At 72.7% G+C, this 26,182-nt stretch carries 21 protein-coding genes; 7 read left to right on the top strand and 14 right to left on the bottom strand.

Annotated elements, in window-relative coordinates; all coding sequences use genetic code 11:
- Nucleotides 1-79: 79 nt before the first annotated feature.
- Nucleotides 80-670, bottom strand: coding sequence for a TetR/AcrR family transcriptional regulator (locus AF335_RS27520; protein WP_102921123.1), 591 nt, complete (start codon nucleotides 668-670; stop codon nucleotides 80-82).
- Nucleotides 671-1,036: 366 nt separating this feature from the next.
- On the opposite strand from AF335_RS27520, the gene AF335_RS27525 reads away from it, so the two are divergent.
- Both AF335_RS27525 and AF335_RS27530 read left to right on the top strand, forming a co-directional pair.
- Nucleotides 1,037-1,420, top strand: coding sequence for a VOC family protein (locus AF335_RS27525; RefSeq protein ID WP_102921124.1), 384 nt, complete (start codon nucleotides 1,037-1,039; stop codon nucleotides 1,418-1,420).
- Between the two features lie 5 nt (nucleotides 1,421-1,425).
- Nucleotides 1,426-1,839, top strand: a complete 414-nt coding sequence (locus tag AF335_RS27530; protein WP_102921206.1) for a VOC family protein — start codon at nucleotides 1,426-1,428, stop codon at nucleotides 1,837-1,839.
- Nucleotides 1,840-1,923: 84 nt separating this feature from the next.
- On the opposite strand, the gene AF335_RS27535 is transcribed toward AF335_RS27530, so the two are convergent.
- The 6 genes from AF335_RS27535 to AF335_RS27560 all read right to left on the bottom strand — a co-directional run bounded on the left by AF335_RS27535 (nucleotide 1,924) and on the right by AF335_RS27560 (nucleotide 8,885).
- On the bottom strand, nucleotides 1,924-2,799 hold the full coding sequence (locus tag AF335_RS27535; protein WP_102921125.1) for an RICIN domain-containing protein: 876 nt from the start codon (nucleotides 2,797-2,799) through the stop codon (nucleotides 1,924-1,926).
- A 208-nt stretch (nucleotides 2,800-3,007) separates the two neighbouring features.
- The gene (locus tag AF335_RS27540; RefSeq protein WP_102921126.1) at nucleotides 3,008-3,352 is read right to left on the bottom strand and encodes a hypothetical protein; all 345 of its coding nucleotides are present in this window, start codon (nucleotides 3,350-3,352) and stop codon (nucleotides 3,008-3,010) included.
- Nucleotides 3,353-3,435: 83 nt separating this feature from the next.
- A complete protein-coding gene (locus AF335_RS27545; RefSeq protein ID WP_102921127.1) occupies nucleotides 3,436-4,890 on the bottom strand; it encodes a carbohydrate binding domain-containing protein in 1,455 nt (484 codons plus the stop codon).
- A 98-nt stretch (nucleotides 4,891-4,988) separates the two neighbouring features.
- Nucleotides 4,989-6,041, bottom strand: a complete 1,053-nt coding sequence (locus AF335_RS27550) for a glycosyltransferase family 4 protein (RefSeq protein ID WP_102921207.1) — start codon at nucleotides 6,039-6,041, stop codon at nucleotides 4,989-4,991.
- Nucleotides 6,042-6,138: 97 nt separating this feature from the next.
- A complete protein-coding gene (locus AF335_RS27555) occupies nucleotides 6,139-7,053 on the bottom strand; it encodes a hypothetical protein (protein ID WP_102921128.1) in 915 nt (304 codons plus the stop codon).
- 1,010 nt (nucleotides 7,054-8,063) lie between these two features.
- Nucleotides 8,064-8,885 (bottom strand): glycoside hydrolase family 16 protein, encoded by an 822-nt coding sequence (locus AF335_RS27560; protein WP_102921129.1) that lies wholly within the window; start codon nucleotides 8,883-8,885, stop codon nucleotides 8,064-8,066.
- Between the two features lie 284 nt (nucleotides 8,886-9,169).
- Between AF335_RS27560 and AF335_RS27565 the strand changes: the two genes are divergently transcribed.
- Nucleotides 9,170-9,727 (top strand): COG1361 family protein, encoded by a 558-nt coding sequence (locus tag AF335_RS27565; RefSeq protein ID WP_102921130.1) that lies wholly within the window; start codon nucleotides 9,170-9,172, stop codon nucleotides 9,725-9,727.
- 574 nt (nucleotides 9,728-10,301) lie between these two features.
- Nucleotides 10,302-11,525, top strand: coding sequence for a cation:proton antiporter (locus tag AF335_RS27570; RefSeq protein WP_102921131.1), 1,224 nt, complete (start codon nucleotides 10,302-10,304; stop codon nucleotides 11,523-11,525).
- Here AF335_RS27570 and meaB read toward each other — a convergent pair.
- From meaB to AF335_RS27595, 5 genes are all read right to left on the bottom strand, one after another.
- Nucleotides 11,522-12,520: a methylmalonyl Co-A mutase-associated GTPase MeaB gene (meaB, locus tag AF335_RS27575; RefSeq protein WP_102921132.1), complete on the bottom strand. Its 999-nt coding sequence runs from the start codon at nucleotides 12,518-12,520 to the stop codon at nucleotides 11,522-11,524. The genes AF335_RS27570 and meaB overlap by 4 nt on opposite strands.
- Before the next feature lie 13 nt (nucleotides 12,521-12,533).
- Nucleotides 12,534-14,735 carry a methylmalonyl-CoA mutase gene (scpA, locus tag AF335_RS27580; protein WP_102921133.1) on the bottom strand — a complete coding sequence of 734 codons (2,202 nt, stop codon included), beginning with the start codon at nucleotides 14,733-14,735 and terminating at the stop codon, nucleotides 12,534-12,536.
- A complete protein-coding gene (gene mutA, locus AF335_RS27585; RefSeq protein ID WP_102921134.1) occupies nucleotides 14,735-16,633 on the bottom strand; it encodes a methylmalonyl-CoA mutase small subunit in 1,899 nt (632 codons plus the stop codon). The genes scpA and mutA overlap by 1 nt, the downstream gene beginning before the upstream one ends.
- Nucleotides 16,634-16,733: 100 nt before the next feature.
- Complete coding sequence (locus AF335_RS27590; protein ID WP_102921135.1) at nucleotides 16,734-17,759, bottom strand: CinY protein; 1,026 nt, start codon at nucleotides 17,757-17,759, stop codon at nucleotides 16,734-16,736.
- A gap of 102 nt (nucleotides 17,760-17,861) precedes the next feature.
- Nucleotides 17,862-20,012 carry a SpoIIE family protein phosphatase gene (locus tag AF335_RS27595; protein ID WP_102921136.1) on the bottom strand — a complete coding sequence of 717 codons (2,151 nt, stop codon included), beginning with the start codon at nucleotides 20,010-20,012 and terminating at the stop codon, nucleotides 17,862-17,864.
- A 70-nt stretch (nucleotides 20,013-20,082) separates the two neighbouring features.
- Here AF335_RS27595 and AF335_RS27600 point away from each other — a divergent pair, with 70 nt between their 5' ends.
- Nucleotides 20,083-21,510, top strand: a complete 1,428-nt coding sequence (locus tag AF335_RS27600) for a lipase maturation factor family protein (RefSeq protein WP_102921137.1) — start codon at nucleotides 20,083-20,085, stop codon at nucleotides 21,508-21,510.
- A 28-nt stretch (nucleotides 21,511-21,538) separates the two neighbouring features.
- On the opposite strand, the gene AF335_RS27605 is transcribed toward AF335_RS27600, so the two are convergent.
- Entirely contained in the window at nucleotides 21,539-22,954 is a 1,416-nt protein-coding gene (locus AF335_RS27605; protein ID WP_102921138.1) for an FAD-dependent monooxygenase, read from the bottom strand.
- 236 nt (nucleotides 22,955-23,190) lie between these two features.
- Here AF335_RS27605 and AF335_RS27610 point away from each other — a divergent pair, with 236 nt between their 5' ends.
- Together AF335_RS27610 and ligD (AF335_RS27615) are read left to right on the top strand one after the other, a co-directional pair.
- Nucleotides 23,191-24,213: a PHP domain-containing protein gene (locus tag AF335_RS27610; RefSeq protein WP_102921139.1), complete on the top strand. Its 1,023-nt coding sequence runs from the start codon at nucleotides 23,191-23,193 to the stop codon at nucleotides 24,211-24,213.
- 72 nt (nucleotides 24,214-24,285) lie between these two features.
- A complete protein-coding gene (ligD, locus tag AF335_RS27615) occupies nucleotides 24,286-25,239 on the top strand; it encodes a non-homologous end-joining DNA ligase (RefSeq protein ID WP_102921140.1) in 954 nt (317 codons plus the stop codon).
- Between the two features lie 15 nt (nucleotides 25,240-25,254).
- On the opposite strand, the gene ligD (AF335_RS27620) is transcribed toward ligD (AF335_RS27615), so the two are convergent.
- On the bottom strand, nucleotides 25,255-26,157 hold the full coding sequence (gene ligD, locus AF335_RS27620; RefSeq protein ID WP_102921141.1) for a non-homologous end-joining DNA ligase: 903 nt from the start codon (nucleotides 26,155-26,157) through the stop codon (nucleotides 25,255-25,257).
- Between the last annotated feature and the right edge of the window lie 25 nt (nucleotides 26,158-26,182).

A 26,182-nucleotide genomic window follows, 5' to 3' on the forward strand; every position in this document is an offset into this window, starting at 1 on the left:
GGGTGGCCCGCACTCTTGAGAACAACCAGGGGTTTCCCTGATGCGCTCACACTAGGAGCCCAATAGGTCAGCAAATGTCCTATTGGCGTCGATCGGCGGGAGGCAAGGGGGCGAGGAGGCGGCGCAGGCAGTTCTCGATCTCGGCGCGGGTGGGGGTCCGGGTGCCGGCGAGGCCGCGCAGGGTGAGGCCGGTGATGGTGATGGCGGCCGTGGTGGCGGTGGTGAGGTCCGTGTAGTGGGCGAGGGTGTCGATGCTCAGCTGGATGTACTGGTCGGCGATGGGGCGCAGGGCCGGCCGGCGCAGGGCGGCGAGGTAGAGCTCGAATTCCAGGACCTGCTGGTCGCGCTGAGGGCCGAAGCAGTCGAGCAGCACGTCGGTGAGCAGGACGACCAGCTGATCGGCGGTGAGGTCGGGGCGGCGGGCGGCCCAGTCCTCGAGGTAGGCGGCGTAGCGGTCGACGGCGCGCTGGAGGGCCGCGGTGATCAGGTCGTCCTTGGTGGCGAAGTGATAGGTGGTCGCCCCCAGGGGGACGCCGGCCTTCTCGGCGACGGCACGATGGGTGAGGCCCTCGATGCCGCGCTCGGCGATGACCTGCTCGGTGGCCGCGGTGATCTCCTCGATCCGCTTCCGAGGATCACGCCGACGGCGGGCGGGCTGATCAGCGGGCATGTCCGGTCCTCTCCCTTGAATGCTTCAACATTACAGTACATGTGTACTTCTTTGTGGGCCACATCTCACCGCCCCCACTTCCGCGGCAACAGGGCGACCTGACCGCCCCACACGCCGACCGGACAGCAGTCACCGCACCCCACCCCGCCCTTTGACGCAGGGGCATCGCGACACCCCGGAGCGCCGCAGCCGAGGCGATCGAGCGACACAAAAAGCAAGATGTCCGTATTGCGCCACTCCTCGACGCTCTTGTACGGTACTAATGTACTGAACGAGCGGAGGCGAGCGCCCCGCAATGTTCCGCAAGGCGGGCGGCCGCTTCCGAAGGCCCCCGCAGTTCCTCAAAGCTCAAGGAGTGCCCCCCCCATGAAGGCTCCCGCTATCGCCCCCTGCCTCGGGGTGAAGGACACCGGCGCGTCCGTCGGCTTCTACGAGAAGCTCGGCTTCACGGCCCAGCCGGCCGGTGACGACCCGAACGACGACATCCGCTTGCTGCTCTTCGGCGGCGAGTTCGCGCTGATGGTCTACCGCGACGCGCACCTGCGCGACTGGCTGCCGGTCCTGAAGGACTCCGCGCCCGGCGCGTTCGGCATGTTCTACCTGGCGGTCGACGACTTCGACGCCTACGTCGCCAAGATCCGCCCCCTGGTGAACGCGGTCAAGGAGAGCGACCACGACGGCCGGCGGCTGTTCTACTTCACCGACCCCGACGGCTACATCATCGGCGTCGTGCAGAAGCAGGAGTGGTGAGCACCATGGCCACGACCACATCCCCCGCCGCCCTGGCCAAGGTCGCCTCGTACGCCTTCTGGGCCCGCGACGGCAAGGAGCTCGCCACCTTCTACGCCGCCGCCCTGGGCTTCCAGGTCGTGCAGGAATACCCGGACGAGGAGGGCGTGCCGACCGCGTTCCTGGTCAGCAACGCCGACGGCAGCGTCCTTTACACCTTCTACACCGCCCGTGACCACCAGGCGCCGAACTGGCCGCAGGACGAGCTGCCCTTCCACCTCGACCTGTCCTTCGACGACATCGAGGCCGGCGAGAAGCGACTGCTGGAGCTGGGCGCGACCAAGCCGGACCATCAGCCCGGAGGCGGGCAGTGGACGGTTCTGCTCGACCCGTCGGGCCAGCCGTTCTGCATCAGCCCCGCGGCCAACTGGCAGTACTGAAACCCGTCTTCCGTCCCCGGTGCCGGACCCTGCCCCACCTGCGGCCCGGCACCGGCCCCACGCCCCCGTCCCCGCTGTCAGCCGTCAGACGCGCTCCAGGCGCCACTTCTGCGCGTCGGTGTCATTGAACGTGTACTGCTGGACGTTCGCGCTGTTGTCCATCGACATGCCGGCGACGTCCACGGCCTTGCCGCTGAGGACGTTGCTGATCACGAAGACACCGTCGCCGACGGGGGTGACCCACCAGCGCTGGCTGGTACCACCGTTGCCCGTCCACTGCTGGATGTTGGCGGTGTCCTGGAGGTCGGCCTTGTCGACGTCGAGGAACAGCCCGCCGGCCTTGGACGTGATCTCGTACACGCCGGTGATGTCCCACGGGAACTTGCGGCCGGCGCGCCGTACGGCCTTGAACGTCCACTGCTGGTTGCCGCCGCCGTGGCGGGCGTACTGGCCGACGTTCGCCCCGCTCTCCTGCTCGTCGCCCAGGATGTCCAGCACCTTGCCGCTGGCGACGTTGGTGAGGATGTAGGTGCCTTCCTCGACCGGCAGCTTGCGGGTCACCTGTGCGGCGTCCGAGCCGTGCGGGAAGACGCGTATGGAGGCGGTCCGGTTCTTCAGCGCCGGGCCCAGGGTGGTGCGGGAGGCCCCCACGATGCCGCCGAGGTCGTCGATCTCCCGCGTGTCCTTCTCCGCGATGGACGCGAGTTCGTCGCGCGGTCCCACCTGGGCGGCGAAGCCCTTGGAGTCCGCCTCGACATACAGGGCGAGGCTCTGCTCGGTGTGGTTCGCCACCGACAGGACACGGCCTTCGAAGCCGAACGCCCGCAGATCGCCCAGCGTCTGGTCGGCCAGCAGGACGCGGCCGCTCTCCTTGGTGTTGAAGTCCTCGTGCTCGTACAGCGCGTACCAGCCCTTCGGGCACACCGCGACGCCACTGCCCTCGAAGATCTTGACCGTCACCCTGGTTCCGTCCTTCTCTGTTCACGTCTCCCGCGCACCGCGGGCCACAACATCACCCTAGGGTCCTGATCGCATCACCAGTAGTGATCAAATCCAGTCACCGGCCGGCATGATCCGGGCGGCCGGAAGCGGGGCATGCGAGAGCCCCGAAGCGCTGCCGCGCTTCGGGGCTTCCTTCGTGACGGCCGTCCGGCCGCCGGGCGGGCGCCTAGCTGCCGTCGACCAGGTCGGCGATGACCAGCGCGGTGACGCTGCCCTTGAACAACCAGTTCCGGTCCGGGGTGGCGGGTCGCAGCTGCAGCTTCGCCGACACCATGCCGCTCTTCTTACCGCCCGTCGGCAGGTCCAGCTTGATGTGCTGGTGTCCGATGCCGTATTCGAGGGGCCGCTCGTACTCGAGCACGAAGGACTTCAGCGCCACATTGATGATGGGCTGGTTGTCGTCGTCCAGACGGACCTTCCCGGGGAGGGCGAAAGTCCCACTCCCTATCTCGCCGTCGACGCAGCTTCCGTTGTCCACGTAGATGTTGACCTCGGTCATGTAAAGCGCCATGGTGCTTCCTCCTGAACGATGTGATGGTGCCGTTGATTCCTGCGGGGAATTCCCGCGGAAGTTCGCGCCGGTCCCCGGTCGTGCTACTTGTCCACGACGGTGATGGACGAGGAAGGCGAAGTGACGTCGCCCACCCGGAAGCTCAGCTCCGTCTCGCCGGGCGTGGCGTTTCCGGGAGCCTTCACCGCGACCCAGATCAGGGCCGTGGAGTCCTTGCCGGACAGGGCCAGGTCGACGTTCTCGAAGGTGAGGGTCTGGCTGTCCGCCGACAAGGTCCCGTTGTACTGACCGCCGTTCTGTACGGTCAGCTGGTATCCGGGATCGCCCTGGGCGACGAACTGCAGTCGCCTGCCCCGGGGGAGGGTCACCCGGACGTTCTGCGGAGGGACCGGGTCATCCTGGTCGGCCCGCAGATTCACACCCGGGTAGCCGGTCTCGCCGGCGCGTATCAGCGTCACCGGCCCTCCCCTGTACACCGAGAACCGGGCCACGGGCGCCCCGACCCTCAGGGCCACCTGGCCGCCCAGCCGTATGGTGTCCAGCAGCGCCTGGATCCGCATGGGGCCCTGCTGGGATCCTGCCTGCACCGCTCCTGCGGGAACGGACAGCCATCCGTCGACGTCCGTCTTCCCGATGTACGTCAGTGTCGCCCGGCCGTCGTGCACGAAGTGGGAGCCGGTCGCGCTCGGATCCAGGCTCAGCGTCACCTGCCGCGAGGAGAGCGGCTGGTCGGCCTCGTCCGAGAACCGCACGCGGAAGCCGTCGAACGGTGTGTCCGCCGGAGCGGTGAGGGGGTTGTCCGGGGAGGTCTCCGGGGCCGTCCTGGCGATCCGGTAGTCGTGCGCCGGAACGGAGAGCCGTACCGAGACGCAGGCCAGTTGGGTGCCGGTCGTGTACCGGTTGGTGGTGTCGTCCGCGAAGGAGAGGTACGCGTTCGACGACAGAGCGATGAAGGACCGCTGGTACCGCTTCCACTGCCGCACCCAGCTGCCGCCGGAAATCGCCACCCTCGGCGGCTCGGGGACGCTGATGTACTCCTGGTCCAGGGCCTTCCCGTCATCGCGCGACATTCCGTCGTTGACCTTGTAGCGCATCCTCGTGGCGTGCGGGGGCTCTTCCCCGTACCAGGGTGCCCCGGCCCAGAACGTGACGTCGTACTGCGCTCCGGGCGTCAGGTCGGGGAGGAGCTGCCCGATGAAACCGTGGCGGTTGTCGCCCCGGCCGACGAGGTCGATCGCGTTGCTGCCGTCGACCCGGTCTTCTATGTCGCTCTTGGCGAAGGCGTACATATGAGTGGAGACATCGATGTATTCACCCGGGTCCACGCCCGGATCGGGCTGCCCGTCGGGGTTGCCGCTGCCGCCGTAATCCCAGTACCGGAGGGATACGTTTCCGCCCTTGGCGAGCGCTTGGCTGTAGCCGCACCTGCCGTCCGTGAAGACCGGACGGTGCTTGAAGGAGCCGTCCTTCACCAGGTTGGGGTTCTCGTCGCCGCCGGGGACGGCCGGTTCGGACGGAACGAGTGAGTTCGGGGGCATGAGGGTTCTCCTTTGCCGGAGGGCGCCGGACGGACTCCGCGGTGCCCGCGGCGACGACCGCCACGCGGGCACGGCGGGGGTGCCGCCCGGAGCCGGGGTCACTTCGCGGGGAGGGAGACGGCCGGGGGCGGCGGTCCCACCACCCGGAAGGTCTGCCGTCGCTTCGCGCCGTGGAGCGACTCGACGGCGTCGCACCAGAGGCCGAGGTCGGGGGTCGCGCTCAGTTCGGCGGAGCGGGCCTTGGCCCTGCGGGACGCCTTCTCCCAGTTCGCCGGGTCCCGCAGCGACCGGAGGGCGTGCAGCCACGCGTTCAGGTCGTCGCGGTAGGCGAAGATCCCCGCTTCCCCGAGGGCTTCGACGAGACCGGGGGTGGGGTGGGCGACCACCGGGATGCCGGAGGCGAACGCCTCCACGGCCACGCGTCCCCAGGACTCGTACAGGCTCGGCATGAGGATCACGCGCGACCTGCCGTAGACGTGCTCGCGCATCTCGTTGCCCGGTACGCCGTCGACGACTTCGCAGTTGGGCAGGCGTACCGGCGGTGCGGTCTGCTGTCCGTAGGCGCCGCGGACCCCCAGGAACTCCCACTCCGGCATCCAGGCGGCGATCTGCCAGAAGATGTCGCCGCCCTTGTCGGGGTTGAGGTTCACCAGCGTCGCGCGGTCGCCCGGCGCGGTGCGGTAGTGCTCCGCGATGACGGGCGGGCGGACGACGATCGTGCGGCCGGGCAGGAACTCCTGGGGATACCGCCCGTAGTGGATCTCGCCGTCGCGCCGGATCCACTCGCTGTTGTAGACGACGAGGTCGGCTCCGGCCGCGTCGTGGAAGCTCGCGGCGAAGTTGTCGTGGCAGATCACGACCACGGGTATCCCGCGGGCCTTCGCGAGCCCCGCCACGATGGGCACGTTCTCGTACTGGGACAGGAGCACGTCGGCCCGCTGGGCCTCGGCGGCGAATTCGGCGCCTTCCTGGTAGGGGACGACCCGCACTCCGTCGATGTCGTAGGTCTTCTCGATGGTCCCGGGGTGCGACAACCACACCGTCACGCGGTGGCCCCGCTCGCTCAGCGGGCGCAGCATCGAGTGGAGCATCCACTCGGATCCCGCGTTGTGGGCCGGGGGGTACCCGTACACCCGGGCCACTATGGACATGCTGCGCGGCTTGGCGGACGCGGCCGGCCGGGGCGCACGGGCCGTCACCTTGTTCACCTGAACGTGCTCCTTCCGGATGAGGGCGATGCGGCGGTCGTCAGGCCGGCCGGTCCACGTGGACGGGCGTGGAGGCCGACACCCGGTCGCCCACGCAGAAGGTCAGGGTCAGGGGGTCCTTCGACGCCGGGGCGCCGTCCAGGGCCTTGACCGCGACCCACGCGCTGGACGTCGAACCCGCGCCCGGCAGGGCCGGGTTGACGCCCTGGAAGGTGAGGGTCCGGCCGTCCGACGACAGGGCCCCGCGATAGGTCTTCTTGTCGCCATGGGCGTCCTGAACGGTCAGCAGGCACCCCGTTCCGGCCTGGGGGACGAAGCGGAGCCCCTTGCCCTGCGGGAGCGCCACGTAGACGTCCTGCGGGGAGACCGTGCCCTCGCCCCCGGCCACCAGGACCACGCCCGGGTAACCGATCGGGGTGGCCGAGTTCAGCGTCACGTCCGGCGGCCCCCCGGGGGTCACCGAGAACGGGATGTGCTCCACGACGCGGACCGGGGTGGACTCCGACGCCCGGTCCCCCACGCAGAAGGTCAGGTACGTGCTCCCCAGCCGTGCGTTGTCGGACGCCTTGACCGGCAGCCACAGCGTGGACTTCGACCCCTTTCCCGACAGGGCCGGGTCGACGCCCTCGAAGGTGACGGCCCGGCCGTCCGCGGAGAGGATCCCGCGGTAGGTGTGCGTGTGCCCCTGGGCGTCCTGCACGGTCAGCACGTGGTCGATGCCGCCTTCGGCGACGAACCGGAGCCCCTTCCCCCGGGGGAGGGCCACATAGACGTCCTGCGGCGGCACGGTGCCGCTCTCGTCCGCCTGCTCCAGGCGCACTCCCGGGTAGCCGGTCGCACCGGCCGGTGCGAGCACCACCTCGGGCGGCCCGCCCGGGGACACCGTGAACGGCACGGCGGTCCGGGCGTCGGCGGGAGGCTGTTCGCCGGCGTTCGTGGTTTCGACAGCGGTCATGGCGATTGTCCTTTCACTCCGGATGAGGGAATGCGGGATCAAGTGACACCTGAGGAAATTCGGGAGAATGTGTCCGGCGGTTTTCCCGGGCGGGGAGTTCGCTCGGTCATTCGACTGCGGACTTTCGGAGCGACCGCCGGACACGGAGAGAAACGTACGGTCGCCGGAACGCGGGCGTCAAAGATGAGAATCGGCAAGAGCGGATCAATACGCCAGGCCGTTCCCGGGAGTTGCCCGGCACCGCCGGACCGGCTCGGGCGATGGGTCGATTCCGCCGGTGAGCTGCGACGACGAAGGTGTTCACGGTGAGCGGCACGGCGTACAACACGCGTTCACAACAAACGGATACCACTGTTCCGACAGTTCGACCGTCATGGGAAAGTCCTGGCCGGCGGCCTGCCCCGCGATGTTTATGGGCCGCCGCCGTACAGAGGCCGGATCCCGCCGGAATCCTCACCCCGAGTGACCGTCTCGCGGGGGCCGGATCCGTGCGTGCCGTTTCGGCGGGAGAGGCCGGAACCGGCCGCGCGGCCACGGCGTTCCGGCTCGCCCCGGACGGCTGCCCGGCCCTGCCACCAGGCACACCCCCGGAATGCGGAGCAGACAAAGAAGAATGTTGAACCGTTGAAACCCGATGGGACGCCATGCGATTCCACCGGGTTTCGGCAACCCCGGTATCACCGGGCGGTCGAAGCAACCGGTCGAATTGCCGTCCGGAATTCCTCTCGGTCGTTTATCGGCGGCCCGATGGGGGTGACCCGTGCCACTCGAATGAACTCGGAAGGGACTTGCCGGGCGAGCCCTCCGTAATGTGCGTTGCGTCACCACGGGTGCGTGCGGCGGGGAACGTCGCAGGTGGAGCGGTGTGGCGTGATCTCCTGGAGTGGGGTACCGGCGGCAGGCCGATTCCCCGGGTCCGGGCATGCGTTCAGTAAGCGTTTAGGCGGCCGCGCTTTACGGCCCCGCGCTCCGGGCCGGTGTCCGAAAGGAAGTCGGCCCGGGGTGTGCGGTCACCCCAGGCTCCAGCCCCGCACGTAGTCGATGTCGAGGCGGGACCACGACCCGGGGGCGGCCTGTTCGCCGTTGAGGGCCGACTCGTTCTGGATGTCCCACGTCATGGGGGCGTCGGGGATCTCGCGGGTGGTGCGGCCCACCTCCTCGCCGTCGAGGAGGAAACGGAGATCTCCCGGGCGCCATTCGATGACCGAGGTGTGCCAGCGGCTCCAGCGGGCTCCGGTGTCCACGGCGAACTGGCGGCCGCAGCCCGCGGGGTGGGCGAAGCCGGCGACCGTGGCCGTCCATTCGAGCTCCGGGAAGTCGATCTCGGCACAGCCGCCCCCGGCCACCGGCCAGAGCAGGTGGGCGCTCTTGTAGCCCGCGCTGACGTGGGAGACCCGCCACCTCTCCTCGTACCGCCCGTAGCGCATGCCCATCAGCGCCTTGGGGACGACGGTGGCGCTGTGCACGTCTCCGGTACGGCCGCGCCAGAGGCGGATGTGCAGCTTCCCCCGGGAGACGGAGAGGGTGGTGGCCGGGTCGTAGTGACCGCCGACCGGAAGGCCCCGCTGGGTCGCGGTGTCCGGCCACCCCTCGGGGTACGCCCACCAGCGCTCGCGCAGGGCGCCGGTGAGGCCGCCGCAGTACGCCTGCGGGGTGTCCGGGTGGTGGGCGCAGTCGCTGAAGGACCCGCGCGGGACGTCGGTGTCGAAGTCGTCGGCGAACCGCGGGTGCCAGTCGAGGGCGTCGGCCTCCACCGCGGGGGCGGTCAGGAGGGCGGTGGTGAGGAGGGCTGCGGCGAGGAGGTGGCGGGTCGGGTGTCGCGGGGAGGGCATGCATGGACTTGTACGGGTTCGGGCGGGCGGTGGGGGGTCGGCGGGGCGGGTGCGCGCCCGGGAACGGGCGATTCTTCGCCCGATGGGCCCAGGGTGTGCGGCGCCGTGGGGGCTTTTCCCCGGACGGGCTGAAATCAGCCCGTCCGGCGTTTGAGGACCGGGGTCCGGGGCGGAGCCCCGTTCGGGAAGGGGCGGGGTGGGGAAAAGCCCCCCGCCGCAAGCGCCGCCCACCCACCCGCCGCACCCGAGATGCGCCCCGCCACCCCCGAGCGCACCCTGGCCACATGGGACTGCCACCCCGGGTCAGCGCGTTCGTGGCCGCCACCGCCCTCACCGCCCTCACCGCCCTCACCGCCTGCGGCGCCCCCGGCGAGAAGGCGCCCGCCGGTCAGACCCTGTCCCCCGCCGCGGCCCGCACCTCCGCGGAGGGCTCCCGCGTGGTCGCGTTCGAGGACACCTTCGTCTACGCGAACGGGCTGAAGGTGAAGGTCACCCGGCCGGTCGCCTTCACACCGAGTGACACCTCCCTCGGCCATCAGCCGGGCCACTCCCCCGCCGCCTTCACGGTCACCCTGACCAACGCCACGGGCAAGGCGTTCGCCGTGACCGGCGTCCTGGTGCGGGTGAAGGCCGGGGAGCAAGGCGTACCGGCCCGGCAGGTCTTCGACAGCGCGCGCGGCGTGGGCAATCCGTTCACGGGCTCGCTGGCGCCCGGGGAGTCCGGCACGTCCTCGTTCGCGTTCGACATCCCCGCGAACGCGATGAGCAAGGTCGACGTCGAGGTGCGGCCCGACTTCGGAGGCGCGTACTACGCGGTGCACTGGGTCGGCCGGCCCGGCTGAGCGGGCCCGGGGCCGCGGGGGCGGGCGGGGGCGCCCGGCGCCCGGACCGGCCTCGTCCGGCCATGGCTTCACGCCCTGTGCGCGCCCTCGGACCTCCACGGCGCACGAGAGCACAACACGCGTCAGTCTTACCGGTCTTAGGTGAAATGGCGCCGTTTATCCGATTGTATTGCCCGCTAGAGTGCAAACGAGCTCGGACTTCGCTCCATTGAGCGTCCCCACGGTCATGTGCTCGCCCCAGGGCAGGACCCGTCGGCGTCCCCGGCGCCGGCTCGACGAGGGGGACATGCGATGGCGACCTCACGCCTCCCCCGCTCCACGCGCATCGACACCCGTGCGCGGAACGGCGTGCCCGATACGGACATCACCGGCTGACGCACGCCACGCCCCGACCCGCCGGCCTCCGGCGCCGGGTCCCCCTCGCACACACATCCCCGCACACTCCCGCGTCCCCACCCTTCCGCACCCGCTCTCGGCAACGCCCCCACCGCACCGGCGATGGCGCACGCCCCGTCGCCGGCATCCGCGCAGCACGGACGACACTGCCGCATCGACCGCCGGAGGTCAGCCGCCCATGCACCACACCACCGCGCTGTTCATCGAACTCGGGGCCGTCATCCTGGGCCTGGGGCTCCTCGGCCGCCTCGCCGGCCGGATCGGCTTCTCCCCGATACCCCTCTACCTCCTCGCCGGGCTCGCCTTCGGCCACGGCGGCATCCGCCCGCTCAGCGCGAGCGAGTCGTTCGTCGCCACCGGCGCCGACATCGGCGTCGCCCTGCTGCTGCTCCTCCTCGGCCTGGAGTACACCGGCTCCGAGCTGGCCGCCAGCCTCCGGGCCCAGTACCCCTCCGGCGCCGTCGACTTCGTCCTCAACGCCCTCCCCGGCGCCCTCGCCGCCCTGCTCCTGGGCTGGGGCGCGCTCGCCGCGGTGGCCCTGGCCGGCGTCACCTGGATCTCCTCCTCCGGCGTCGTCGCCAAGTCCCTCGGCGACCTCGGCCGCCTCGGCCACCGCGAGACCCCGGTCATCGTCGGCGTCCTGGTCATCGAAGACCTCGCCATGGCCGTCTACCTGCCCGTCCTCACCGCGCTCCTCGCCGGGCTGAGCCTGTCCGAGGGCGGCGTCACCCTGCTGATCGCCCTGGGCACGGTCGGCACGGTGTTCTACGTCGCCGTGCGGCACGGCCACCACATCAGCCGCGCCGTCTCCTCCGACAACCCCGAACTGCTGCTCCTGGTCGTCCTCGGACTCACCCTGTGCGTCGCGGGCCTGACGCAGGAGCTGCACATCTCGGCGGCCGTGGGCGCGTTCCTCATCGGCATCGCGCTCTCGGACGAGGTCGCGGAGGGCGTCCGCGGTCTGCTCGCCCCGCTGCGCGATCTGTTCGCCGCCGTCTTCTTCGTGTTCTTCGGCCTGAGCACCGACCCCGCCGACATCCCGCCCGTCCTCGCCCCGGCGCTGCTCCTCGCGGCCGTCACCGCCCTCACGAAGATCGCCACCGGGTGGTACGCGGCGCGCCGGGCGGGCGTCGGGGCCGCGGGGCGCTGGCGGGCGGGGGGCTCGCTGGTCGCGCGGGGCGAGTTCTCCATCGTGATCGCCGGCCTGGCCGCCGGCACCGAGCCGCGCGTGGGCCCGCTGGCCACCGCGTACGTCCTCGTGCTCGTCCTGCTCGGCCCGCTCGCCATGCGCTGGACCGAGCCGCTCGCCCGCCGGCTCGGCCACCTCGCGCGGGCGCGCGCGACCACGCCACCGGCCGCCCCTAGGGCGTCCCGCGAGGCCGAGGCCACCGGGACGCCCTAAGGACGGCCGGGCGGTGAGCGGAACGCCGCCAGCAACCGCTCGGCGGCCAGACTCGCCGGCAAGGTCCCCGCGCGGACCCGCTGTTCGAGCCCCGGCGTCTCCCGCCGGACGCCGGGGTGGTCGCGCAGCTCCCCCAGGAGCTGCTCGCGCACCATCGTCCAGACCCAGTCGACCTGCTGTTCACGGCGCCGGCCGGCCAGCTCGCCGGTCGCGTCGAGGACCCGGCGGTGCTGCTCCAGCCGCTCCCACAGGGCGTCCAGGCCCGAGCCCTCGCGGGCGCTGCAGGTGAGCACGGGCGGGTTCCAGGCCGCGTCGGGCGCCTGCATCAGGCGCAGCGCGCCCGCGAGTTCACGGGCCGCGGCCTTCGCGTCGCGCTCGTGCGGGCCGTCCGCCTTGTTGACCGCGACCAGGTCGGCGAGCTCCAGGACGCCCTTCTTGATGCCCTGGAGCTGGTCACCGGTGCGGGCCAGGGTGAGCATCAGGAAGGTGTCGACCATATTGGCGACGGCGGTCTCGGACTGGCCGACGCCGACGGTCTCCACCAGCACCACGTCGTAACCGGCGGCCTCCATCACCACGATGGTCTCGCGGGTCGCCCGGGCCACCCCGCCGAGGGTGCCGGCGGTGGGCGAGGGCCGGACGAAGGCGGCGGGGTCGACGGCGAGCCGCTCCATCCGGGTCTTGTCGCCCAGGATGCTGCCGCCCGTCCTGCTGGAGGAGGGGTCGACGGCGAGCACGGCGACCTTGTGCCCGAGGCCCGTGAGCATGGTGCCGAGGGCGTCGATGAAGGTGGACTTGCCCACGCCGGGCACGCCCGTGATGCCGATCCGCCGGGCCCCGCCCGCGTGCGGGAGCAGCTCGGTCAGCATCCGCTGGGCGTGCTCGCGGTGGTCGGCCCGGGTGGACTCCACCAGCGTGATGGCCCGCGCCACCGTCGCCCGCTTGCCGTCCAGCACGCCCTTGACGTAGGCGTCGGTGTCGATCGCGCGCGCCATCAGCGGTCCGGGCTCACAGCTCGTGGCCGAGGGCGTCGGCCAGGGTCTTCAGCAGGTCGTGGGCGGCGTCCGGGATGACCGTGCCGGGCGGGAACACCGCGGCCGCGCCCATCTCCAGCAGCGTGGGCACGTCCTGCGGCGGGATCACCCCACCGACGACGATCATGATGTCCTCCCGGCCCTGCTCGGCCAGCTGCTCACGCAGCGCGGGCACCAGCGTGAGGTGGCCGGCGGCGAGCGAGGAGACGCCGACGATGTGCACGTCGGCCTCCACCGCCTGCCGGGCGACCTCCTCGGGCGTCTGGAAGAGCGGGCCGACGTCGACGTCGAAGCCCAGGTCGGCGAAGGCGGTGGCGATCACCTTCTGGCCGCGGTCGTGGCCGTCCTGGCCCATCTTGGCGACCAGGATGCGGGGGCGGCGGCCGTCCTCCCGCTCGAACGCCTCGACCAGCGCGCGAGTGCGCTCCACCCCGGACGACGGTCCGGCCTCGTCACGGTACACACCGGAGATCGTACGGATCTGCCCGGCGTGCCGCCCGTACACCTTCTCCAGGGCGTCCGAGATCTCGCCCACGGTCGCCTTGGCGCGGGCGGCGTTCACGGCGAGGGCGAGGAGGTTGCCTTCGAGGCCCTGGCCGGATCCGGCCTCGGCGGCGCGGGTCAGCGCGTGCAGGGCGTCCTGGCAGGCCGCTTCGTCGCGCTCGGCGCGCAGCCGCCGCAGCTTCTCGATCTGCTGGGTGCGCACGGAGGAGTTGTCGACCTTGAGCACCTCGATCTGCTCGTCGCTGTCGACGCGGTACTTGTTGACGCCGATCACGGGCTGCCGGCCGGAGTCGATACGGGCCTGGGTGCGGGCCGCGGCCTCCTCGACGCGGAGCTTGGGGATGCCGGCGTCGATCGCCTTGGCCATGCCGCCGGCCGCCTCGACCTCCTCGATGTGCCGCCAGGCGCGGCGGGCGAGGTCGTGGGTGAGCTTCTCGACGTAGGCGCTGCCGCCCCAGGGGTCGATGACCCGGCAGGTCCCGGACTCCTGCTGGAGCAGCAGCTGGGTGTTGCGGGCGATGCGCGCGGAGAAGTCGGTGGGCAGCGCGAGCGCCTCGTCGAGGGCGTTGGTGTGCAGGGACTGGGTGTGCCCCTGGGTGGCGGCCATCGCCTCCACGCAGGTGCGTGCCACGTTGTTGAAGACGTCCTGGGCGGTCAGCGACCAGCCGGAGGTCTGCGAATGGGTGCGCAGCGAGAGGGACTTGGCGTTCTGCGGCTCGAAGCGCCTGACGAGCTTGGCCCACAGCAGGCGGGCGGCCCGCAGCTTGGCGATCTCCATGAAGAAGTTCATGCCGATCGCCCAGAAGAAGGACAGCCGGGGCGCGAACGCGTCGACGTCCAGGCCGGCCTCGATGCCGGCCTTCAGGTACTCCACCCCGTCGGCGAGGGTGTACGCGAGCTCCAGGTCGGCCGTCGCACCAGCCTCCTGGATGTGGTAGCCGGAGATGGAGATGGAGTTGTACCGCGGCATCTTCAGCGAGGTGTAGGAGAAGATGTCCGAGATGATCCGCATCGACGGCGTCGGCGGATAGATGTAGGTGTTGCGGACCATGAACTCCTTGAGGATGTCGTTCTGGATGGTCCCGGCCAGCTTCTCGGGCGGTACGCCCTGTTCCTCGGCGGCGACGATGTAGAGGGCGAGGACGGGCAGCACCGCACCGTTCATCGTCATCGACACGCTCATCCGGTCCAGCGGGATGCCGTCGAAGAGCTGCCGCATGTCGTAGATGGAGTCGATGGCGACGCCCGCCATGCCCACGTCGCCGGTGACGCGCGGGTGGTCGCTGTCGTAGCCGCGGTGGGTCGGCAGGTCGAAGGCGACGGACAGGCCCTTCTGACCGGCCGCCAGATTGCGGCGGTAGAAGGCGTTGGACTCCTCGGCCGTGGAGAATCCGGCGTACTGCCGGATGGTCCAGGGCTGGTTGACGTACATCGTGGGGTACGGGCCGCGCAGGTACGGCGCGACGCCGGGGTAGGTGCCGAGGAAGTCCAGCCCCTGGAGGTCGTCGGCGGTGTAGAGCGGCTTGACGCCGATGCCCTCGGGGGTCTCCCAGAGGAGGTCCTCGGCGCTCCTGCCGGTGCTCTCCTTCAGCGCGGCGCGCCAGGCCGCCGGGTCGGCGGGGGCGGCGGAAGCGGGCCCCAGGTCGATGCCGGAGAAGTCGGGGATCGACATCACGCCACTCCCATGCGGTCGAGGACGGAGGAGAGGACGGCGACGGCGTCGCCGCCCGCGAAGACGAACTCGTCGACCCCGGCCCGTAGATACGCTTCCCGTTCCTCGGTGCCCGGCCGGCCGGCGAGGAACACCCGCAGGGCGCCCGCCTCCTTGAGGGCGGCGGCGACGGCCTCGGCCTGTTCGGCGTAGAGCCTGTCGCTGGAGCACAGGCAGGCGACGGTGGCGCCGCTGCGCGCGAGGGCGTCGGCGGCGGTCTCCGCGTCGGCGGTCACGGGGTCGTGGACGGGCTCGATGCCGCCCGCCTGGAAGAGGTTGGCGGCGAAGGTGGCGCGGCCGGTGTGGGCGGCGGCGGGGCCGAGCGCGGCGAGGAGCACGCGGGGCCGGGCTCCGGTGGTGGCGAGGTGGGCGTCGGAGCGGGCGCGCAGCGCCTCGTACGCCTCGTCGCGGCGGACCTTCGGCAGGCCGGCCGGGTGCGGGCCGGATCCCTCGGGCAGCGGTTCGCGGACCACGGGCGGCTCGCCGAGGTGGGGGAACTCGCTGACTCCGGTGACGGGTTCGCGGCGGGTGGCGAGGTCGGCGGAGCGGCGGGCCCAGGTGCCGGCCAGCCGCTCGGCGACCAGTCCGGAGCGGAGCGCCGCGGCCTGTCCCCCGGCGCGCTCCAGCTCCTGGAACCAGGCCCAGGCGGCGTGGGCGAGTTCGTCGGTCAGCCGCTCGACGTACCAGGAGCCGCCCGCCGGGTCGACGACCCGGGCCAGGTGGGACTCCTCCAGCAGGATCGAGGAGGTGTTGCGGGCGACGCGGCGGGCGAAGGCGTCGGGCAGGCCGAGGGCGTCGTCGAAGGGCAGGACGGTGACGGCGTCGGCGCCGCCGACCCCGGCGGCCAGGCAGGCGACGGTGGTGCGCAGCATGTTCACCCAGGGGTCCCGGCGGGTCATCATCACCGCCGAGGTGACCGCGTGCTGGCGCTGTGCGGCGGCGGTGCCCGTGACCCCGCTGACCTCGGCGACCCGCGCCCACAGCCGGCGCGCGGCGCGCAGCTTGGCGATGGTCAGGAACTGGTCGGCGGTGGCGGCGTAGCGGAACTCCAGCTGGGCCGCGGCGGCTTCCGCGCTCAGGCCGGCGGCGGTGAGGGCGCGGAGGTAGGCGACTCCGGTGGCGAGGGAGCAGCCGAGCTCCTCGGCCGGGGAGCCGCCGGCGTCGTGGTAGGGCAGGGCGTCGACGGTGAGGGCGCGCAGGCCGGGGTGGTCGCGGTCGCAGCGGGCGGCGAGGGCGGCGGCGGCCGCCAGCGGCCCGGCCGGGTCGGCGGCGGCGCCGGTGCGGGCGAGGACGGCGAGCGGGTCGGCGCCGAGGTTGCCGGCGGCGGCGCCGCGGGGGACCTGCCGCTCCTCGTACAGGCGGAGGAGGGCCTGGGCGGCGGGCTCGAATCCGGCGCCGGCGTCGAGGACGACGGGGGCCAGGTCGAGGTAGACGCCGTCGAGGGCGGTGGCGAGGCCGTCCACGGGCAGGCCCTGGTCGCCGACGGTCAGCCAGAGGGAGGTGACGCCGTTCTCCAGGTCGGCGAGCACGGCCTCGTTGGCCCGCCGGGGGTCCGGGTGGGCGTGGCGCTGGCGGATGTCCCACCCCGTGACCGCGGTTCCCTCCGGGCGGCCGCCGCGGACGAACGGCGGGAAGCCGGGGTATCCGGAGACCGTGCCGGTGTCCTCGGCGGTGTAGAGGGGGCTGGTCGCCAGCCCGTCCTGGAGCCGGGTGGCCAGCGCGGCCTCGGCCGCCGGGCCGGATGCATCCGTGGTGCCGGCTTTGCGTAGCACGCCTTCCACCAGGCGCTGCCATTGCTCACGGGAGGCGTCCGGGAACTCGGCGGCCAGGGAGAAGCCTTCGTCAGGCAGGACCGTCATGGGGGAAGGCTAGGGGAGCCGGTGCGTTCGGCAGCAGTGGCAGCCGCTGTGACCTTGGCCTCTTCACTTCGGTTCGCACCGGCTTCCCTCGAACGGGAGGTCAGCTCCGGGGGGCGCAGTCGCGTACGGGCGCGTCGTGGGTCAGGACGCAGGCGATGCGTGCGCCGCGCTCCTCGCCGTAGCGCTCGGTGAGCGCGGCGCGGAAGTCGGCCCACTGGCGGCGGGTGTCGGTGACGGCGCCGTGGACGGCGCGGTCGAAGTTGCCGCCGGTCCTGCCGCGCGGGGTGGTGGGGCCGCTGGTGGCGCCGGTGGCCGGGTCGATGGTCCCGGTGTCCTTGTTGAGGTCGCCGTGCTGGACGCGCTTGCCGCAGCCGAGGGGGACGAGCGAGAAGCAGCCGGTGGTGAGTTCGGCGGGGACGGCGGAGGCGAGGAGGGGCCGGCCGCCGGTGAGGCTGAGCAGCGGGGAGGGGGCGGGGAGGTCGAGGCCGGGCGGGTTGGCCTTGCCCACGGGGCCGGGGGCGGCCCGGTCGGTCCAGTTGCTGTGGGAGTAGAAGTCCTGGACGCCGTGCAGGGCGCGGCCGAGGCCCTCGATGGCTTCGCACTTGTCGCGGCCGGGCACGCCGAGGGAGAAGGTGCAGTCCTTGCCGAGGTCGCTCTCGCCGGGCGCGACCGCGCCGTCGGCCGCGAGGACGCCGGCGGCGGCCGTGACGCCCTGGGCGAAGCGGTTCTGGAGCTGGCCTACGCAGCTCTGGAGCGCGCGGGTGGCCTCGGCGCGGCTGCGCGGGTAGCCGGGCGAGGTGAGGTGGTCGGCGTCGTCGCAGTGGGCGGCGGGGGTGAAGACCTCGTCGGTGTCGGGCGCGCCGACGGCGCCGAAGGTGCCCGAGCGGCCGGCGACCTGGTCCAGGGAGCGGGGTTCGAAGCAGGTGCCGTCGGAGGGGGTGTTCGGCCGGCAGGCGAGGGCGGCGCGGGTGATGCGCTCGTGCTCGGTCTGCTGGCCGAACTTGCCTATGGTGCCGAATGCCTGAGCGGGCGTTGTCTGAGTGAACGTCAGTACCGGGGTCACCAGGGTCGCGGCCGCCAGGAACAGCACGCCGCGGCGGAATGAGGTGGGTCTCTTGTGCCACATGGGTCTTCGGCCTTCGTTACGTCGAGGGGGGTTGAAAAGGCGTAAAGACGACAGTGCAGCGGCAAGTGACGGAATATGCAATTTTGCTTGTAGCGTCCCTCGTTATCGGTGGGGCCGCCGGGGTCCCGGCTCTCCGGCGGCCCGGGGCTCGGGCGGGCCGGGGTCCGGGTCGGCGAGCTCATGGCGGCCGGGGACGACGAACTCGCACCACACCGACTTGCCGGTGCCGCGGGACTCGACCCCCCAGACGTCGGCGAGCCGGTCCACCAGCAGCAGGCCGCGTCCCGAGACCCCGGATTCGCCGGGTTCGCGGCGGCGCGGCAGGACGCTGGAGCGGTCCTCCACCTCGACGCGCAGCCGGCGTTCGGGGCCGGTGAGCATCCGGATCGTCACCACGGCCGCGCCGTCGGTGTGCAGGAGGGCGTTGGTGACGAGTTCGTCGGCGACGAGCTCGATCTCGTCCGAGCGCTCCCGGGCGCCCCAGGCCCGTACCGCCGCCCGGATCATGTGCCGGCCGGCGGAGAGGGCCTCGGGGTCGGCGGGCGCGATGTGCTGCTGGAGCCGGCCGCCGTGCCGGGCGGTGGAGCCGTGCCGGCGCAGCAGCAGGACGGCCATGTCGTCCTCGCCGACCCGCTCCTGGATCACGTCGCACAGCTTGTCGGCGAGGTCGTGCAGGTCGTAGGGGCCCTCGCTGACGAGGCCGGTGAGGTACTGCATGCCTTCGTCGAGGTCGGCCCCGGGCTGTTCGACGAGGCCGTCGGTGAACATCAGCAGGGTCTCGCCGGGGTCCAGCTCCACCGTGGTCACGGGGTAGTCGAGACGGCCGAACTCGGCGGAGAGGCCGAGCGGCAGCCCGCCGGCGACGGGCAGCCGGCGGGCGGTGCCGTCGGCGTGCCGCAGCAGCGGGTCGATATGGCCGGCGCGGACGAGCTGGACGACGCCGGTGGAGAGGTCGGCCTCGGCGTAGGAGCAGGTGGCGAAGCGGTCGGTGTCGAGTTCGTGGAGGAAGGCGGAGGCCCGCGCCATGATGGTGGCGGGGGCGTGGCCCTCGCTGGCGTAGGCCCGCAGGACGATGCGCAGCTGGCCCATGACGGCGGCGGCGTGGGTGTCGTGCCCCTGGACGTCGCCGATGACGGCGCCGACCCGGCCGCCGGGCAGCGGGATCACGTCGTACCAGTCGCCGCCGATGTCCCGGCCCATCCGGGCGGCGCGGTAGCGGACGGCGATCTGCGCGCCGGGGATGTCCGGGATCCGGCGCGGGAGCATGGCCTGCTGGAGCCCCTCGGCGAGGTCGTGCTCCTGGTCGAAGAGCATCGCGCGGGCGATGGCCTGGGCGAGGCTGCTGGAGAGGGCGATGAAGAGGTTGCGCTCCTGCTGGGTGAAGCCGCGGGTGCCCCGGTAGAGCAGGCCGAGGGCGCCGATGGGGCGGGCCTGGGCGATGAGGGGCAGGTAGGCGGCGCAGGCGATGCCGATGTCCTCGATGTTCTCCCACAGCCAGGGGTAGGAGGTGGCGAAGTCCTCGCGCGACTCGATGAAGCGCGGGGCCATGGTGCGCACGACCTCGCTCATGGGGAAGGCGTCGTCGATGCGGGTGTAGCGGGTACCGGGGATGTAGTGCTCCTCGGGGCCCTCCGCGACCAGGTGGATCCTGCCGGACTCGACGAGGCCGAGGACGAGCAGGTCGCAGCCGATGTGCCGGATGGCCTGGGAGTCCTTGAAGAAGTCGATGACGTCCTGGACGGTACGGGCGTGGGCGAGGGCCGCGGTGAGCGTCTCGACGACGGTGGTGGTGTCGCGCGCCTCCGGGTCGGACACCCGCGGCCCGTCCGCCTCCAGCTCCACGGTGGCGTCGCGGACGATGCCGATGATGCGGCAGGGGCGGCCCTGGTCGTCGCGCCGGATGCGGCCCTGGGTGTAGGTCCAGCGCAGGGAGTCGTCGGCGACGCGGACCCGGTAGAAGGCGCCGTACGCCTCGCTGCCGTCCTTCAGGGCGCGGGAGACATGGGCGTCGAGCGCGGCGGCGTCGGCGCGCGGCAGCCGGCCGGCGAGGTCGCCGATCCTGCCCTCGAAGCGGTCCGGGGGCACGTTGAGGAGCTCCAGGGCCGTCCCGTCCAGGTGGAGCCTGCCGCTGACCAGGTCCCAGTCGAAGGTGCCGACGCGGTTGAGGGCGGCGCACAGCTCCGGGCGAGCGGGCCAGTCGTCCGGCACCGATCCGGCCGGCATGGCGGCAGGCGTCGCTCCCCGATCAACCATAGAGCTACTCTGACACCTTTTGCCCGTTTCTTCGATGTGACTGCACGCTCCAGGGTGGTACGGATACGCCATGGAGTGGTTCACGGTCTCCGGGTACTGGCTGAGCCGGCTGGTGGTGCAGCGCGCGCTCGCCGCCGTCTACCTGGTCGCCTTCCTCACGGCCGCCCTGCAGTTCCGCGCGCTCATCGGCGAGCGCGGCATGCTGCCCGTACCGCGCCATGTGCGGGGGCTGCCGTTCCTGCGGGCTCCGGGCGTCTTCGTGCTGCACTACTCCGACCGCTTCTTCGCCGCCTGGGCGTGGGCGGGCGCCGCCCTCTCCGCGGCGGTCGCCGCGGGCGCGGCGGACGCGGTGCCGCTGTGGACGGCCATGCTGATGTGGGCCGCCCTGTGGGTGATGTACCTGTCGATCGTCAACGTCGGCCAGACCTGGTACGCCTTCGGCTGGGAGTCGCTGCTGCTGGAGGCGGGCTTCCTCGCCGTCTTCCTCGGCAACGCCCGGACCGGCCCGCCGGTGCTCGTGCTGTGGCTGATGCGCTGGCTGCTCTTCCGCGTCGAGTTCGGCGCCGGCCTGATCAAGATGCGCGGCGACCGCTGCTGGCGGGAGCTGACATGCCTGTACTACCACCATGAGACCCAGCCGATGCCGGGCCCGCTGAGCTGGTTCTTCCACCGCCTGCCCCGGCCCCTGCACCGCGTCGAGACGGCCGCCAACCACGTCGCGCAGCTGGTCGTGCCGCTCGCCCTGTTCACCCCGCAGCCCGCCGCGAGCGTCGCCGCCGGCGTGATCGTCTGTACCCAGCTCTGGCTCGTCGCCTCCGGCAACTTCTCCTGGCTGAACTGGGTGACGATCGTCCTCGCCTTCGCCGCCGTCGACGGGGACGCGCTGTCCGGCGCGCTGGGGCTGCCCGCCCACGGGCCGGCCGGCGCCGCCCCGGTCTGGTTCGAGGTGCTCGTGCTCGCCGCGACCGCGCTGGTGGTCGCGCTCAGCTGGTGGCCGGTGCGGAACATGCTCTCGCGGAACCAGCGGATGAACATGTCCTTCAACGCCTTCCACCTGGTCAACACCTACGGCGCCTTCGGCAGCGTCAACCGCCGTCGGCACGAGGTGGTCGTCGAGGGCACGGACGCGGCGGAGCTCGGCCCGGACACGGTGTGGCGGGAGTACGGCTTCAAGGGCAAGCCCGGCGACCCCCGGCGGCTGCCCCGCCAGTTCGCCCCGTACCACCTGCGGCTCGACTGGATGATGTGGTTCGCCGGGATCTCACCGGCCTACGCGCAGTCCTGGTTCGGCCCGTTCGTCGAGCGGCTGCTGGAGGGCGACCGGGACACCCTGCGGCTGCTGCGCCACAACCCCTTCCCCGGGACCCCGCCCACGTACGTACGGGCCCGGGTCTATCTCTACCGCTTCACCACGTGGCCGGAGCGGCGGGCCACCGGCGCCTGGTGGCACCGCACCCTGGAGCGGGAGTTCCTGCCGCCGGTGGCCCTGCGCCGCTGACCGCCGGTGGCCCTGCACCGCTGAGCCCTCAGCGCGGCGGCAGCCCGCACAGCGCGAGCTCCGCCGCCGTGATCGGCGGCCCGCCCCGGGCCGCGCGCCCGGGGCCCCGCGCGACGCAGAGCGCCACGGACGGTCTGAGCAGGCCGGTCATCGGCGCGGACAGGGTCATCACGTCCATCAGCGCCCGCAGCACCACCGGATCGCCGGTCGCCGTCCGCATCAGCCGCTGGACGTAGCCGCGCAGCAGCCGGGTGGCCGCCGGTGGCGGCGCGCCGATCGCCCCGGGGTAGTTGATGTCCTCGCCGGTGGCCAGGTCCCAGGGCCCGCTCGCCGCACGGGCGATCCGCCGCTGGACGTACGGGCCCAGCCCCGGCGAGCGGACGCCCCGCCGGCCGAGGACCTCGCGCAGCACCACGGCGCTCTGAGCGGCCACCGAAAGCCCCTGCCCGTAGACCGGGTTGAAGGTCGCGAGGGCGTCCCCCATGGCGACGAACCCCTCGGGAGGGGCGGGCAGCCGCTCGAAGAACCGGCGCCGGTTGACGGTGCTCCGGGTGAGGGCCACGTCCGTCAGCGGCTCGGCGCACGCGAGGAGATCCGCGATGAGCGGATGGCGCAGGGCCCGGATGAACGGCTCGAACTCCGCCGCCTCACCGGACGGTTCGGCGCCCCGGGTGCCGGAGGTGGTCACCAGCCAGCGGCCGCCCTCGACGGGGACCAGCACGGCGCCCTGACCGGGACCCCGCCCCCGTGGATCGGGCTGGACGCTGATGACCGGGAACCGCTCGGACTCCGGCGGCGCCCGGAAGATGCGGGTGGCGTAGACGACCCCGGAGTCCACGGTCTCCTCGTGGACGACCGGCAGCCCCAGCTCGGTCAGCCGCCGCGCGGCCTGCGAACCCCGGCCGGACGCGTCGACGACCAGATCGGCCGCCAGCTCCTCGGCGGCGCCCGTGCCGGCGTCCCGGACCCGTACCCCCGCGACCCGGCGGGCGTCGCCGAGCAGGGCGACCGCCTCGGTGCCCTCCCGCAGGACGACCCCGGGCAGGGCCCGGACCCGCTCGCGGACGACCAGGTCCAGCAGGTCGCGGGTACAGGCCAGCATGTACTGCGTCCCGGGCCAGCGCGGGAACCAGCCGCCGGGGCCCAGCGCCACCAGGCCCGTCGGCAGCACCGTCCGCCGGGCGCCCGCGCTCACCCACCCGTCGAGGGTGCCCGGCAGCAGGGACTCCACGGCCCGCGCGCCCCCGGACATCAGCAGATGGGCGTGCCGGGCCTGCGGCAGCCCCTTGCGGGGCAGCGGCCCCACGGGCATCCGGTCCCGGTCGACGACCACGACCTCGTCGGCGTGCCGCACGAGCACGGCGGCGGCCAGCAGCCCGGCCATCCCGCCCCCGAGGACGACGGCACGACTCGGACCGCCAGGGACGTTGTCAGACGTACGCATGCCCGGACCTTCCCCTTCCGACAGGGGGGTTACGCATGGTTCACCCGCGCACGACTTCCAGGGGAAAGCCGACCCTGAGCGAATCCAGCCCGGAAGGGGGCCCGGGGGCTTGCCCCCGGTTGCGGGAAGGGGCGGGTAGGGGACAAAGCCCCGCGCAGCGGCACCCCGTCCCCCACATGCGCCCCGCCCACCCATCCCGCACCGTGGATACCGACCCGCCGGCGAAAGGCGACCCCATGGACCCCCTGGACGCCCTGGACCGCATCGCCTTCCTCCTGGAACGCTCCCAAGCCCCCACCTACCGGGTGAAAGCCTTCCGCACAGCCGCCGACGTCATCAGCGCCCTCCCCGACCGGGAACTCCGCCGCCGCGCCGAATCCGGCACCCTGACCAGGGAGAAGGGCATCGGCCCCAAGACCGCCGGCGTCGTGACCGAGGCCCTGGCCGGCGCCGTCCCGGGCTATCTGGCACGGCTGGAGGAGGAGGTCGCGGGCCCCCTCACCGAGGGCGGCGAGACCCTGCGCGCGGCCCTGCGCGGCGACTGCCACCTGCACTCCGACTGGTCCGACGGCGGCAGCCCGATCGAGGCGATGGCCCGTACCGCCCGCGCCCTCGGGCACGAGTGGGCGGTGCTCACCGACCACTCCCCCCGGCTGACGATCGCCCGCGGCCTCTCCCCCGAGCGGCTGCGCGCGCAACTCGCCGTCGTGGCCGAGGTGAACGAGCTGCTGGCCGCCGGGGGCGGCGGCTTCCGGCTGCTGACGGGCATCGAGTGCGACATCCTCACCGACGGGTCGCTCGACCAGGAGCCGGAGCTGCTGGCGGAGCTGGACGTCGTCGTCGCCTCCGTCCACTCCAAGCTGCGGATGGCCGCGGAGGGCATGACCCGCCGGCTGGTCGCGGCCGCCGCCAACCCGCTCGTCGACGTCCTCGGGCACTGCACCGGACGGCTGCTGGGCGACAAGGGCCGCCCGGAGTCGGAGTTCGACGCGCCGCTGGTCTTCGCCGCGTGCGCCCGCTTCGGCACCGCCGTGGAGATCAACAGCCGCCCCGAGCGCCTCGACCCGCCGCGCCGGCTGATCCACGAGGCCCTCGACGCGGGCGTGCTGTTCGCCGTCGACAGCGACGCGCACGCCCCCGGCCAGCTCGACTGGCAGATCCACGGCTGCGCCCGGGCCGAGGAGTGCGGGGTGCCCGCCGAGCGGATCGTCACCACCTGGACCGCCCCGGAGCTGCTGGAGTGGACCCGCTCCCGGTGACCGGCCCGGCGACCCCGCCCGGCCGGCGGCGCCGACCTGCGCGCGGCCGGGCTCCCCCTGATCATCGAAGACATGGGCCACGCCACGATCCCCGTGATCCAGCCGATGCTCGCCACCCCCGGGCCGCTGCCCGCCCCGGGGGACGAGGCCGCATGGGCGTTCGAGGTCAAGTGGGACGGCGTGCGCTGCGTCGTCACCGCGCCGGGCGACGGCACCGTGCGCCTGACGACGCGCACGGGCAACGACGCCACCGCGACCTACCCGGAGCTCCGGGCGCTCGGCGAGCGGTTCCGCCGCCGCGCCGCGGTGCTGGACGGCGAGGTGGTCGTCCTCGACGCCCACGGGCGGCCCGACTTCGGGCTGCTCCAGCGGCGGATGGGCGTGCTGAACCCGCGCCGCGCGGCCCAGCTGGCCATGGAGTACCCCGTCCACCTGATGCTCTTCGACATCATGCACCTGGACGACCGGTCACTGCTCAAGCTGCCCTACGGGGACCGCCGGTCGGTCCTCGCCGGGCTCCGCCTCAGCGGTACGCACTGGTCGGTGCCCGCCCATATGGAGGGGCACGGCCGGCGGGCGTGGGACGCCACCCTGAAGGGCGGCTTCGAGGGCGTGCTGGCGAAGCGGCTCGCCTCGCCCTACCTCCCCGGCGTCCGCTCACCCGAGTGGCGCAAGACGAAGCATGTGACGACCATCGATGTGGTCATCGGCGGCTGGGCGGAGGGCCGGGGCATGCTGACCGGGCTGCCCGGAGCGCTCCTCACCGGGCTGGACGAGCCGGGCGGTCTGCGCTTCACCGGCTCCGTCGGCTCGGGGCTGTCCGAGCGCGAGCGGCGCGACCTCGCCCGCTATCTGGAGGTGCTGGCCCGCCCGGAGTCCCCGTTCGCGGGCCCCACCGGGGTGGCGGGCGCGCACTGGGTCGAGCCCCGGCTCGTCGCCGAGGTCACCTTCTCCGGCTGGACCCCGGCCGGTCATCTGCGCCACCCGACCTGGCACCGGCTGCGCCCCGACCTCACCCGGCTGTGAGACGCCGCCGCCCGCTCAGGGCAGCGGACGGCGGGTGTCGTCCCCGGTGAGCGGCGCCAGCGGATCGCCGTGGGCGGCGATCCGGTCGAGCACCTCCTCGGGGGTGAAGGCGAGCTCCTCGGGACTCTCGCAGGCGGCGACCTCGTCCCAGCCGACCGGGGCGGCGACGCCGGGGCGCTCGCGCAGCCGGACGGTGTAGGGCGCGGCCGTGGTCTTGGCGCTCGCGTTCTGCGACCAGTCGATGAACACCTTGCCCCGGCGGGCCGCGCGCGCCATGGAGGCCACCACCAGCCCGGGGTGCTCGCCCTGCAGCCGGCCGGCCAGCTCCTTGGCGTACGCGGAGGCCGCCCGGCCGGACGTGGGGCACAGGGCCGCGTAGAGGTGGAGGCCCTTGGCGCCGGAGACGACGGCGTGGGCGGTCAGGCCGTCGTCGTCGAGGAGCTGGCGCAGCCGCTGGGCGACCCGGCAGCAGAGCACCAGGTCGGCGCCGGGCCCCGGGTCCAGGTCGAGGACGAGGCGGTCGTGCGCGTCGGGCCCCGCCGCCGCCGTCCACTGCGGGACGTGCACCTCGTACGCCCCGAGGTTGACCATGGCGACCAGGGCGGCGGCAGAGTCGATCACGACCTGCTCGGTGACGCCCTCCCGGTGCTCGACGGGCACCACGGACACCCAGCCGGGCACCCCGCCCGGCGGGTTCTTGGCCACCCAGCTCTGGCCCGTGAGGCCCTCCGGGGCCCTGACGAACGAGGCGGGCCGGCCGGTGGCGTGCGGCAGCAGGACCTCCGCGACCTGGGCGTAGTAGTGCAGCACCTGCGCCTTGGTGTGGCCCGAGGCGGGGAACAGCACCCGGTCGAGGTGGGAGAGGGACAGCCGGTGGCCCTCGATCTCCACCGCCTGCCGGTCCGGGGATGCGGGCATAAGGTAGGAATTCCCCATGGAGGGA

The sequence above is a fragment of the Streptomyces eurocidicus genome (assembly GCF_002891295.1).
Lineage (GTDB): Bacteria > Actinomycetota > Actinomycetes > Streptomycetales > Streptomycetaceae > Streptomyces > Streptomyces eurocidicus.